This is a genomic window from Acinetobacter sp. UBA6526, from assembly GCF_002434875.1.
Lineage (GTDB): Bacteria > Pseudomonadota > Gammaproteobacteria > Pseudomonadales > Moraxellaceae > Acinetobacter > Acinetobacter venetianus.
In genome coordinates this window covers 1-12,946 of the sequence record NZ_DJLC01000223.1, presented here as the reverse complement: position 1 = coordinate 12,946, position 12,946 = coordinate 1, and the positions used below count along the sequence as shown (strand labels likewise).

The window sequence follows — 12,946 nt, the reverse complement described above, 5'->3', positions numbered from 1 at the left end:
TAAAGGCGACACTGGAGCGACAGGCGCAACGGGTGCGCAAGGTGACAAGGGCGATAAAGGTGACACTGGAGCGACAGGTAAGAGTGCTTATGAAATTGCGGTTGATAATGGCTATACGGGCACAGAACAACAATGGATAGAGGGACAGCAAGGTCAAGGTGGTTCGTCACCATTCTTAGATGCGAAAGCTAATGAATCTAGTACTGGTGCAAAAGCGACAGGTGCAGGTGCAACAGCATTGGGCGATGGTGCTATAGCTGATGGCAATAATAATACGGTTGTTGGTTCAGGAGCATCTGCAACAGGAGAATCGAATACTGTAGTGGGTAAAGGTAACAAAGTTGAAGGAAACCGCTCAGGAGCATTCGGCGATCCAAACGTAATTCAGGCAAACGACAGTTATGCAGTCGGCAATGACAATACCATCACAGGGGATAAAACTTTTGTTGTTGGTAATAATGTAAATACTTCAGCTAAAAATGCTGTTGTGTTGGGTAATGATTCTGCTTCAGATCGAGATAACACTGTATCAGTTGGTGCATCAGGTCAAGAGCGTCAAATTATTCATGTGGCAGCGGGTGTTCAAGATACTGATGCAGTTAACCTCAAACAAATGAAAGATGTTGATGCAAAAGTTCTAAGTGATGCTAAAACGTATGCTGATGTTGGTGATCAGGCAACTTTAAGTAGCGCTAAAGGTTATACAGATAGCCGTGAAACCGTCATGCGACAAGAGTACAAAACTGCTGATGCTAAAGTATTATCAGATGCGAAAGCTTACACTGATACAAAAGTGACTGATCTAGAAAATAGTTTTAGGGATGTATCAAATCGTGTAGATCAAACCAATCAAACCGTTAGAAAGAATCGTGATATTGCTGCACAAGGTATTGCTGGTATTAGTGCGATGACAAATATTCCGATGCCTGCAGAAGCAGGAGCTTCAACTATTGGTGTAGGTATGGGTTATTACGATAGTCAGTCGGCGATTGCAGTGGGAGCAAGTCATTACTTTGATAATGGTGTCGCAATTAAAGGCGCATTCTCAACTGGCTTTAATAATGGTAATACAACCGCTGTAGGTGCTGGTGTTTCCTATTCTTGGAAATAACACATCATGTATGAATAACAAGTAGGTAAGTACTCGAAGGTACTTACCTACTTTTATTTGATAGAGATGTAAATAAAAAATAGAGGATTTGTATCGACTTATTTTCATAGTTGTATATTCAAGGAACATTAAAGCAACGACTCTACAAAATAAGCGCTTGTCAGGCATGGCGTTTTGTTAAGCCTATGCCTATAATATGCCTACTTGAAAATCAGTAGACTGTGATTGGTATGTTATATTCATTGGCTCGCCCTTTGTTGTTTACTTTAGCACCAGAGCGTGCACATGAACTCACACTTTCTATGCTTGATAAAGCGCATAAGTTGGGTTTTATGCATCAAAAAGTTGCTGCAAAACCTGTAACTTGCATGGGTATCGAGTTTCCAAATCCTGTTGGTCTGGCCGCGGGTTTGGATAAAAATGGTGCGCATATCGATGCTTTAGCAGCATTAGGTTTCGGTTTTATCGAAATTGGTACAATCACTCCGCGTCCTCAAGCTGGCAATCCCCAGCCACGTTTATTCCGTATTCCTGAAGCAAAAGCCATTATTAACCGTATGGGTTTTAATAATGATGGTGTTGATAAACTGATTGAAAATGTTAAATCATCAAAGTTTAAAGGGATTTTAGGAATTAATATCGGAAAAAATGCGGATACTCCTGTCGAAGAAGCGGTTTCTGATTATTTGATTTGTTTAGAAAAAGTCTATAATTACGCATCATATATTACAGTCAATATTTCCTCTCCGAACACTAAAAATCTGCGTAGCTTACAAAGTGGTGATGCACTTACAGAGCTATTACAAACTTTGAAAGATCGACAGCTAGAACTTGCTGAACAATATAATCATTATGTTCCTTTAGTGCTCAAAGTTGCTCCTGATCTTACACCAGAAGATATTTCATTTATTGCAGCTCAACTCATTCAGTTCAAAATTGATGGTCTTATTGTGACGAATACGACCCTTGGTCGTGATGGTGTTGAAAATCTTCCAAATGGTAATGAAGCAGGTGGATTGTCAGGTGCACCAGTATTTGAAAAGAGTACTGAGTGTTTAGGTCAATTTGCTAAAGTGCTGAACGGACAGATTCCACTCATTGGTGTTGGTGGTATTTTAAATGGTGAGCAAGCTGTAGCAAAACAGCAAGCAGGAGCGAGCTTGGTTCAAGTTTATAGTGGCCTTATTTATACAGGTCCAACGCTTATTAAAGATTGTGTTAACGCGATGACAGTGTGAAATGAACACGCTTGATATCATTATTCTGATCATTTTGCTCATTGGAGGGCTAAACGGTTTGCGTCAAGGATTTATTAAAGCCTTTGCGAACTTGGTCGGATGGATATTTGCATTGATCATTGGGGCAAAGTACGCAGTTATATTGGCACCTGCAATGAGCAGTCTCAGCCAAGACCCTGTTGTGCAAAAAATTGCAGCTTTTGCTTTTATTGTATTGATCATTGTTGTGTGTACATGGATTGTTAGCGCACTTTTAAATGGGCTCTTGAAAAGTTTAAAACTGGGCCCATTAAATCGTTTAGCAGGTGGTGCTTTTGGCTCTCTAAAAGGACTATTGATTGTTCTGATCGCCATGCAAGGTGTAGGACCTTGGGTGGATAGTTCTCCCCACTGGAAACAGTCAAAATTAATTCAGATTTTATTACCTTATGCTCCTTTGGCGACTGAAATTTCCAAAGATGCTGCAAATCAAGCTTTAGATCAAATGAGGTCTGAAGGTGCGCTATTGCATCGCCCTTCAACTGAAATGGACGAGTCAGAACGTGCTGCTACGGATCAGCGCGCTGACCATTCGACGAAAAATCCTTTTTATTAATTGGGGTCAAACCCCGTTCCTAGCTTGTCGCGAGGTTGCTATGTGTGGAGTTGTTGGGATAGCCGGTAAATCGCCAGTGAACCAAATGTTATTTGATGCCTTGACGATGTTACAACATCGTGGACAAGATGCAGCAGGTATTGTTACTTGCCATCAAGGGCGTTTGTTCCTCCGCAAAGACAACGGTATGGTGCGCGATGTATTCCATACTCGTCATATGCGTGCTTTGCTTGGTAACTACGGTATTGGACACGTACGTTATCCAACAGCGGGTTCTTCTAGCAGTGCAGAAGCGCAACCATTTTATGTAAACTCACCTTACGGTATCACGCTTGCACATAATGGTAATTTAACCAACGCAGCTGAAATTCATGATGATCTGTTTAAAACAGATTTACGTCATATGAATACTGATTCTGACTCAGAAGTATTACTTAACGTATTTGCGCATGAGCTACAGAAAATTGGTACTTTAAATCCAACACCTGAAGATATTTTCCATACGGTTTCTCGCGTTCATGAGCGCTGCAAAGGTGCTTATGGTGTAGTTGCGATGATTACAGGGCATGGTTTGGTTGGCTTCCGTGATCCAAATGGTATCCGTCCATTAATCTACGGTTCAAGAGAAACTGATCAAGGTACAGAATATATTATTGCTTCAGAGTCAGTTGCAATTACTGCGCTTGGTTTCAAAATTGAACGTGATATTGCACCAGGTGAAGCTATCTTTATCGACAGCGAAGGTCGATTATTCTCTAAGCAATGTGCAGTTAATCCTGAATACCGTCCATGTATTTTTGAATACGTTTATTTTGCTCGTCCAGACGCAACAATTGATGGTATTTCAGTTTATAAAGCTCGTTTGAAAATGGGAGAAAAGCTTGCGCATAAAATCCTAAAAGAATGGGGTGAGGAGCATGACATTGATGTTGTGATTCCAATCCCTGATACAAGCCGTACATCAGCTTTAGAGTTGGCAAATATTTTAGGCGTGAAGTTCCGTGAAGGTTTCATGAAAAACCGTTATATCGGTCGTACCTTTATTATGCCAGGTCAGCAACAACGTAAAAAATCAGTTCGTCAAAAACTGAATCCGGTAGAGCTTGAATTTAAAGACAAAAATGTTCTTTTAGTCGATGACTCAATTGTACGTGGTACAACGTGTAATGAAATCATTCAGATGGCGCGTGACTCTGGTGCGAAAAAAGTATTCTTTGCCTCAGCAGCACCGATGGTGAAGTATCCAAACGTGTATGGTATTGATATGCCAGCAAAATCTGAGCTTATTGCTTCTGATCGTACAGTTGAAGAAATTCGTGAAATTATCGGTGCAGATCGTTTAATTTTCCAAGAAATTGAAGATCTGAAAAATGCTGTGCGTACAAGCAAAGTTCCTGATTTAAGAGAGTTTGATTGTTCTGTCTTTGATGGTGTTTATGTTGCTGGTGGCATTGATAACGACTATTTAATTAACCTTGAGTTAAAACGTAGCGATACGGCTAAGAAAAAAACTGATGGTTATATTGATGTAAATATTGATGCAGCTTCAGTGGATTTAACAGGTATTAAAGAAGAGTAATCATTTTAATATCCAGAAAAGCGGGAATTTCCCGCTTTTTTATTTTATGATACAGAAGGCGCTAATGCCTCGGATAGAAACAATGTAATAAGGAAAATTTACATTGAAAGAAATGAGCCATTATTTAATTGAAAATAAGAATATTGCGTGGTCAGTTAGTTTCTGTATTCTCGCAATGTTATTAACCGTCTTTATTCTCAATTTAATTTTGGGTTTGGTGGTGCATTTCTTTGATTACACCCAGCTGATTTGGTGGCATGTTCTCAGTCCGTATTTCATCTTTCTGCTTTTCTTTGTCTTAGTTTGGTCTGTTTGTGCTGAGCTTTATGTGTTGCGTGAAGGTGGACATTCGCTTGCCAAGCAATTAAAAGCTCGTCGTCTCGTTTTTGACGAAAGTACCCCTGAAGAAAGCACCGCACTTAAAGTAGTAGAGCAAGTCGCGCGTAGTTTTGCAATTGATACACCAGCGGTTTATGTCTTACCTGATGAAGTCGGCGTAAACGCGTTAACAGCAGGTTTTAAATCACAGGATATTGTGATTATTTTAACTTGGGGTGCTTTGCAGAACTTAGATGAACTTGAGCTGTATGGCTTACTTAGTTATGAGTTCAATCAAATTCTATCTGGTGAAGCTGTTGAAAACACCAAGCTTAAAATTTTATACAGTGGACTAACAACGTTCAGTCAATGGGGAAGTAAATTAGCTCAGGCAGGCTATAACCCTTATGCAACTTCCTATCGAAATAAGTTTGAAACGATTTTTGTGGCAATCGGTGGAGTGATTTGGCTGATTGGTAGTTTGGGTATTTTAATTACTCGTTTAATCAAATATTTGACTTTGAGTGGCCGAACTTTCCGTAATGATTTGAAAACCATGCGGTTGATGAATAACAATGCCAATATCCAGACTTTGCTGCGAATTTATGTGCATCATACTGGTTCGCAAATTCATAGTGCTTATTCTGAATCAATCTCACATATGTGCTTTGCCAATTCATTGAGTCCGCAAAGCTGGATGAATATTCATCCAAGTATTAAAGATCGTATCTACGAACTGAATCCAACACTGTTGCAAGACTTACAGTTAGAGAATTTGCGTAAACTTCGAAATCGTCCTTTATTCAGTTTGTTTCGATCATTAGAGGAAGAAATTACCGATATTACGACACCTTGGAGTTCACCGCAGCCTTTACCTTTATTGCGCTTGTCTCCAATAAGTTTTGCGTTGAATGATGCCATTAAGCCTTTGAATCCTGAAATGCGTAAAAATAAAAAGCGTCCAGAGTTAATCCAACGTGCTATGCAGACCGCAACGGGTTCTAGAGAAGTGATGGTGGCGATCTTGATGATTCGTCAATATCGAGAATTTATTCCTCAAGATGCACCTGTGAGCCATGCGATTGTAGATGCTTTGTTGAATCTTGATGGCCGTATTCATGTGCAAATTTTCCATGATGCTTGTAAAAATATTGGTCATATGCCTACCAGTATTGCCCGCCAATTTTTAACTAAGCTTGCTTGTATCATTCAGGAAGATGGTGAAGTTGGTTTACTTGATGCTTTACTTCTTGAACGAGTTAAACATGAGTTAAACCTGATGCCTGCACATTTACCAACAGCTTTTGAAGATGTTAAATCGCAGATTGTGCATCTGGTTGATGCGTTATTGCATGTTCAACAAATCAATAGCCCGAATCAGTTAGAAGTGCGTGAGCGTATTTTAAGAAAGATTTTAACTGCAGTTGAAATGCAAACTTTTGCTGATATTTCAGATGAGCCTTTAGATTTAGCTGAAATCCTAAATGATGTCTCAGGCCTGTTATTACGTGATCGTCTAAATATCTTGGCGATTGCTGAACGCTGCTTGTGGAGTGATCGGATTATTACTCAAGACGAATTAGATGTTTTGGAATTGCTGTATTGGCGTTTAGGATTTGATACCAAAGATGTTGTTGAACAAATGCAAAAGAAAAACAGCTTGATGATTATCTAGAATCTACTGATAAATTTTTGCTTATTGTGCTGTCAAAATTATTACGTGACAGTCACATAAAATATTCTTATTTACATGTAAGCTTGCCATTTATTTTTATTTTTGTATTTACGCTTTTTGAGTAAGTTATGGAACATATTGAAATTTTAAAAGCCTTATTTTTAGGTTTTATCGAGGGTCTTACCGAATTCTTACCCATTTCAAGTACAGGTCATTTGATCTTATTTGGTCATATGATTGACTTCCATTCTGATGATGGTCGTGTATTTGAAGTTGTTATTCAGCTGGGTGCAATTTTGGCGGTATGTTGGTTATACCGCCAAAAGATTGTGGACTTGATTAAAGGTTTCTTTAGTGGAGATACTGAGGCAAGACACTTTACCTTTAGTGTTTTATTGGCTTTTATCCCTGCTGTCGTGATTGGTATTTTCGCTGTTGATTTCATCAAAAGCGTATTGTTTAGCCCACTTGTTGTGGCAATTGCTTTAATAGTCGGTGGTTTAATTATTTTCTGGGTTGAGTCTATTAAGTTTGATCATAAAACTACTGAAGCAACAAAAATTACCTATAAACAAGCATTTTTAGTGGGTTGTGCGCAGTGTGTTGCAATGATTCCTGGAACATCTCGCTCAGGTGCAACGATTGTTGGTGGAATGTTCTCTGGCTTGTCGCGTAAAGCAGCTACTGAGTTTTCTTTCTTCTTGGCAATGCCAACCATGTTAGGTGCAGCTGTATTTGATTTAGCACGTAATGCGGATGTTCTGACTCAAGAAAACATGCTGAATATCGGTGTTGGTTTTGTGGCGGCATTTATTGCAGCGCTACTTGTGGTGAGTGCATTAGTAAAGTTTGTTGAACGTCATACTTTGCGTGTGTTTGCTTGGTATCGTATTGTGCTTGGTATCATTTTATTGTTCATTTTCCTATAAATAATTAAAAAATAAGCCTCTTTTAGAAAGATGACTAAAAGAGGCAAATTCTAAGTTAAACTATTTCACCTTAATTTCGCTCTTTTATTTTTAAACTGGTTCAATAGCAACATGACAATAGCAAAAATGAATGCCCGTGATTTGATCATTGATTTACTTCTAGGGCTACAAGGTCGTGAGATCTCGATTAAACAAATTATTATTGCAGGGAAACTTTTTGAGATTAGTGAAAACAGCATACGCGTCGCGGTAACTCGATTGTCTGGTGATGGCGTCATTGAGGCGATTGAACGAGGGGTTTATCAATTTACTTTGCAATCACATGAGTGGGCAGATGTGATGCTCAACCGTAAGAACGGAATTAAACAAACCAAAAAATGGAATCAGCAATATTTAGCTGTGTTTACAGGTGAGTTAGGTCGCGTCGATCGTACCGCTTTAAATCGTCGAGAACGAGCGTTGAAACATTTTGGTTTTAAAGAATTAGAACAAGGGATTTATATTCGTCCAGATAATTTGGCCATTTCATTTGATCATCTTTTTACTGAATTAAAAGCTTCAGGCTTAGAGAGTAGTGCCAAGATTTGTCAGATTTCTCATTTTGATCAAGACACAGTAGAAAAGATCTATCAGTTATGGCCAATAGAGCATCTCAATCAGCACTATAAAAAATATAGCCAAATGATTCAAATTAATAGGCTGACGGTAAGTCAATTAAGTTTGGAAGCAGCAGCTAGAGAATCGTTATTACTCGGTCGCCAAACAATTTCACTATTAATGAATGATCCGTTATTGCCCAAAGATTTTGTTGATGTGCAACTAAGAGATCAATTTGCGACAAGCGTTCAACAGCTAGATCGAACAGGTTTGGAATTGTGGCAGAAGTTTTATGAACTCAGTTTAGAGTAAAGATTGATTACAAATATTACTAAAAATTAAATTTTAATAGATTGACAGAAATATTACTTAATTTAAAATAAAATTAAGATTTATGTATTTATAAAATTAGAACAATTGTAGGCAAGGGATATGAATACGCGTATAGCAATCAGTGATTTATTCACGAGAGATGAAATAACGGAATTAACAACTAAATCAGATTTGCATGGTGGTTGGGCTGTTTTTTCTACTTGGGCGGTTATTGGTGGTACTTTTGCTGCTGTAGCTGGGTTCTGGGAATATTTACCGAATTGGGGAAAATTATTACTCTGTGTTGCTGCACTAATTATTTTGGCAGGTCGTCAGCTGGCTTTGGCAATCATCATGCACGATGCTTCTCATCAAAGTTTATTCAAAACGAAATGGTTAAATGACACTTTAACGGACTGGTTATGTGCTCGTCCAATCTGGAATGATTTGCATAAGTATCGTGGCCATCATCTGCGTCATCATAGTAAGACTTCTACAGTGGATGATCCTGATTTATCACTTGTGATAGGGTTTCCGACGACGAAGAAATCATTAATGCGTAAATTTATACGTGATTTATCTGGCGTGACTGGATTTAAGTTTGCAGTTGGTCGGGTATTGATGGACGTTGAGAAAATGGAGTGGACGGTGTCGAATGACCGTCGCTGGATTTCTCAAGAAGGTCGTCGTTGGTTTGATTATCCCAAAACATTCTTAAAAAATAGTGGTGGTGCGATTGTAACCAATGCAGCTTTATTTTCAGCTTTATGGGCATCAGGGCATCCTAAACTGTATGCACTTTGGGTGCTGGCTTATTTGACACCATTTCCATTGTTTTTACGGGTTCGTTCGATGGCTGAACATGCTGGTATGGAGACCAGTCATAGTGCATTGACCAACACCCGAACCACAAAGGCAGGCTATATTGCTCGGGCTTTAGTTGCACCGATTCATGTGAATTTCCATAAAGAGCATCATTTGATGGCAACTGTTCCATATTTTAAATTACCACAGATGCATCAAATGTTGCGTAATAAAGGTCATGTCGAAGAAGCGCCGACATATTGGCAAGTTTTAAATGAGCTTTCAAATCAAGCCGAATAAAATTTGAAACGGATCTCTTAAAAAAACATCACATTGAAAAACTTGGAAAGCAGATGAAGATTGGAAAGAATGAACTAATTGAGTTTTTGGCTCAAGAGTTTCCACAAGCACTTAAAAAAACCAGCATTGAAGAAATCACTCATAAAGGTGCTCAGTTGTTGTATCAAATCGATGCTGATGACTTGCGTCCAGGGCAAACGGTTTCTGGCCCAACACTGATGTTAGTGGCTGATTTCGCGCTCTATGTGGCAATCATGGGTCATATTGGTTTGGTAACGATGGCGGTTACAACCAACATGACCATTAACTTCTTTCGAAAACCGAATGGTAATCAAAATATTCGGGCAGTGTGTAAACTGATTAAAGTCGGTAAAACATTAGTTACAGGTGAGGTTTGGCTCTATTCTTTAGATGATGATGAGCCTGTTGCTCATGTGATTGGAACCTATGCGATTCCACAAAAATCATAAAATCTTTAAAAATAACAATCAACAATCGTGCAAAACATAACAACAATTCAGTATGCGAAATAGTAAGAACATGCTAAAACTAGAATGTTCAAATTTATTTGTTCTTACTATTTTCTACTTCTATGACCATACCGCTTGATTTAATTCCTTTATCACAGCTTGACATAAATCAAGAACATATCTTGGCGATTAAGCGTAATGATTTAGTCCCGTTGCTGAATGATCCGCATCGTTTAAATCATTATGCTGATCATTTGGTGCAAGCTCAAAGCGTACTCTTAAATGGTGTTGATCCTAAATTGAATCAGCAACTGAGCGAAGTTATTCATCAAATTATTCAACAACTGTCTCGTTCGAATAAGTATTTGGGTCAACGAAAATTTAATGTATTGCAAAAATGGCTAGGGATCGACATCGAGTACGATGCTGGTCAGATCAAATACTTAAAGGATTTTGATCGTTTAATTGATGAGGCAAATTATCTCAGTCAAAAATTACAGATAGAGATTCAAAAATCTCAATCACGGTTACAGCAGGCTGTCGGTTTAAGAGAGCAAATGGCAGAGTATATTCGTGCTGCTGAAGAGTTCTTGCAAGAGTATCCTCAGTTCAGTAAGCAACAAACTTTAGATCACTTTGTAGAGCGACTGTCTAAAAAAATAAATACCTTACAAACCTTACAAACCAGTAATGATATTGCATTAAAACAAATGCAGTTATCACAACATTTATCATTTAGCTTATTAGATCGTTTTAAAGAGGCACAGCAGGTTTTGATTCCAGCATGGCGCTATCATTTGGAACAAAGTCGAGAGAGCAATTCGACAAAGACACTTGAACAGTTGGATAAAAGCAGAGAACATCTCATTCAAAATCTTAAGAAATCATTACAGAAATAAGAGGGGAATATTATGTCTAATTCAGAACTGAGCAATTCATCAAATGAACTGGTTGTTAATCAAGAGCAACGCTTTGAACAACTTAACTTGAAAGAATTGGGCTTACAGGTTCAAGACTTTGCAGAAGTAATGGATGCACATCAAGAGCTTGCTGACATTAGTACGACAGTTGTTGCTGAATATGGTAAAAATATTGCCAATAAAACATCTACATATACAGATGAGTTGCTTAATCTTGTTCAAAACAAAGACTTAGATGCAACTGGGCAAAAGTTAAATGAAGTTGTGCACGTTGCACAGCAGTTGAATACGACAAGCATTTTAAATAAATCAAAGAGTTCAGGATTCTTTGGCGGATTGCTAGGTAAGTTTAAAGGTGCAAAGCAAAGTTTTGACCAACACTTTAATACGACAAAAGAACAGATTGATGTTCTTGTGAAAGAAATTGAAAGTTCTCAGTCTGGTTTGAAAGCACGGGTTGGAACTTTGGACAAAATGTTTGATGCCGTTCAAGATGAATATAAACAACTTGGTGTTTATATTGCTGCTGGACAATTGAAGCAACAAGACATTCAACAACAGATTTCAACACTTACAACTCAAGAGCAAGATCAACAGACAACACAGCAGATTTATGATTTAAATCATTTGGCAAATAATTTGGAAAAGCGAGTCAGTGATTTGCAGGTTTTACAACAATCCGCTATGCAAACTTTGCCGATGATTCGGATCATTCAATCCAACAATTTAATGTTGGTTGATAAGTTCTATGCGATCAAAAACATTACGCTTCCTGCATGGAAAAACCAGATTAGCTTAGCGATTTCATTGCAGGAACAAAAAAATAGTGTGCAGTTAGCCAAAGCAATTGATGACACGACCAATGATTTATTGCGTCGAAATGCTGAATTATTACATCAAAACTCGGTCGATACCGCAAAAGCGAATCAGCGCTCGGTGATTGATGTCGAAACCCTTGAACATGTGCAAAATACCCTCATTAAAACTGTAAATGATGTGATTCAGATTCAGAAAGAAGGAATGCAAAAACGTGCTGAAGCAACGACTCGTTTACGTGCATTACAAGAGAGTTTGAATCAACTGGTTCTAGAAAATAGCCAATCTTCTCAATTATGATTTAAGCAGAGGAAAGATCATTGTCATCGATAGACGAGTTCAGTGTACAGCCAATTGATCAGCGTTTAGTGGTTTTAAAAAAACGCCAACGTCATCTGATGATTTGGTTTTTTTTAAGCAGTGCTTTGGTGTTAATGACGATCACTGCATTGTTTTTCCAAAAAGAATTTGTCTATCGTTTTTTTGATCTTTCTATGCATGTTCAAACTTTGGACTTGCCTTACCATGTTCAAGATCTAATTCCATTTAAACAGCCAGTAGATTATTTTTTTAATTTACTGTCTTGGTTTGGCTGGTTATTTATAAAAATATTCGTTGCATTCATTGGTGCATTTTTATTACTACGTTGGGCAAAAAGATTAAACTTTTTTCGACAACGTTTTCAAGCTTGGACACTGCGAGTCGTTGCTTGGATCATTGCTTTCACACTGTTATGGTCAGGTATGAGTTATATTCAGTATGACTGGCAAGATGAAACTGAAAAAGCTTATCAGCAGTGGATGAGCTATAAAAATAATATTATCGAAAGCCAAATCGCACAGGATTTGAATCAGTCGAATGCTTCTGCAACTGAGAAAGCTTATGTGTTGGCGCAAGTCGCTTTATTGCATGATCCGATAGACCGAAAAACTGCCAATATTTATGTAAATCAGCTAATTAATGCAGAGCGAAATAATCCTGCGCAGTTCCAAAAGTACGATTTCAAGCCTGAGCAATTATGGGTTATGCAACAACAGCTCTATGGCAAAAGTATTACATTAATGACACAGCCATTGGATTTACGTGCCCAACAGGCTGAGCTTATCGCTCAAATCGTAAATGTGGTGTTGTGGGGATTGCTGCTCGTCACAATAGCGATAAGTACGGTTTTATATTTTTTAGCGTCTCATTTAAAAAGTCGACGTAATCGAATTGCACATCAACTTGATGCTTAGCCTTGTATTCGGTTTATCCGATCAAACTCATAAAAACATACTGTTTT

Annotated in this window: 12 protein-coding genes; all 12 read left to right on the top strand. The window is 38.2% G+C overall.

Annotated features, from left to right (window positions below):
- A partial coding sequence (locus B4237_RS15150) for a YadA family autotransporter adhesin (protein ID WP_286943809.1) occupies window positions 1-1,111 on the top strand: 1,111 nt, incomplete at its 5' end.
- A gap of 230 nt (window positions 1,112-1,341) precedes the next feature.
- Complete coding sequence (locus tag B4237_RS15145; protein ID WP_278595840.1) at window positions 1,342-2,349, top strand: quinone-dependent dihydroorotate dehydrogenase; 1,008 nt, start codon at window positions 1,342-1,344, stop codon at window positions 2,347-2,349.
- Between the two features lies 1 nt (window position 2,350).
- Entirely contained in the window at window positions 2,351-2,944 is a 594-nt protein-coding gene (locus tag B4237_RS15140; RefSeq protein WP_004878807.1) for a CvpA family protein, read from the top strand.
- 40 nt (window positions 2,945-2,984) lie between these two features.
- Window positions 2,985-4,523 carry an amidophosphoribosyltransferase gene (gene purF / locus B4237_RS15135; protein WP_004878808.1) on the top strand — a complete coding sequence of 513 codons (1,539 nt, stop codon included), beginning with the start codon at window positions 2,985-2,987 and terminating at the stop codon, window positions 4,521-4,523.
- Between the two features lie 103 nt (window positions 4,524-4,626).
- Window positions 4,627-6,516: a M48 family metalloprotease gene (locus tag B4237_RS15130; RefSeq protein ID WP_278595835.1), complete on the top strand. Its 1,890-nt coding sequence runs from the start codon at window positions 4,627-4,629 to the stop codon at window positions 6,514-6,516.
- Between the two features lie 128 nt (window positions 6,517-6,644).
- Entirely contained in the window at window positions 6,645-7,445 is an 801-nt protein-coding gene (locus tag B4237_RS15125) for an undecaprenyl-diphosphate phosphatase (protein WP_004878810.1), read from the top strand.
- Between the two features lie 111 nt (window positions 7,446-7,556).
- Window positions 7,557-8,354, top strand: coding sequence for a PaaX family transcriptional regulator C-terminal domain-containing protein (locus tag B4237_RS15120; RefSeq protein ID WP_286943805.1), 798 nt, complete (start codon window positions 7,557-7,559; stop codon window positions 8,352-8,354).
- Window positions 8,355-8,474: 120 nt separating this feature from the next.
- Window positions 8,475-9,458, top strand: a complete 984-nt coding sequence (locus B4237_RS15115) for a fatty acid desaturase family protein (protein WP_278595837.1) — start codon at window positions 8,475-8,477, stop codon at window positions 9,456-9,458.
- A gap of 53 nt (window positions 9,459-9,511) precedes the next feature.
- Window positions 9,512-9,928 (top strand): PaaI family thioesterase, encoded by a 417-nt coding sequence (locus B4237_RS15110; RefSeq protein WP_023013448.1) that lies wholly within the window; start codon window positions 9,512-9,514, stop codon window positions 9,926-9,928.
- A gap of 122 nt (window positions 9,929-10,050) precedes the next feature.
- Window positions 10,051-10,827: a hypothetical protein gene (locus tag B4237_RS15105; RefSeq protein WP_019384194.1), complete on the top strand. Its 777-nt coding sequence runs from the start codon at window positions 10,051-10,053 to the stop codon at window positions 10,825-10,827.
- A 12-nt stretch (window positions 10,828-10,839) separates the two neighbouring features.
- A complete protein-coding gene (locus B4237_RS15100; protein WP_278595838.1) occupies window positions 10,840-11,964 on the top strand; it encodes a toxic anion resistance protein in 1,125 nt (374 codons plus the stop codon).
- Between the two features lie 20 nt (window positions 11,965-11,984).
- Window positions 11,985-12,899, top strand: a complete 915-nt coding sequence (locus B4237_RS15095; RefSeq protein ID WP_278595839.1) for a hypothetical protein — start codon at window positions 11,985-11,987, stop codon at window positions 12,897-12,899.
- The last annotated feature ends 47 nt before the right edge of the window (window positions 12,900-12,946 follow it).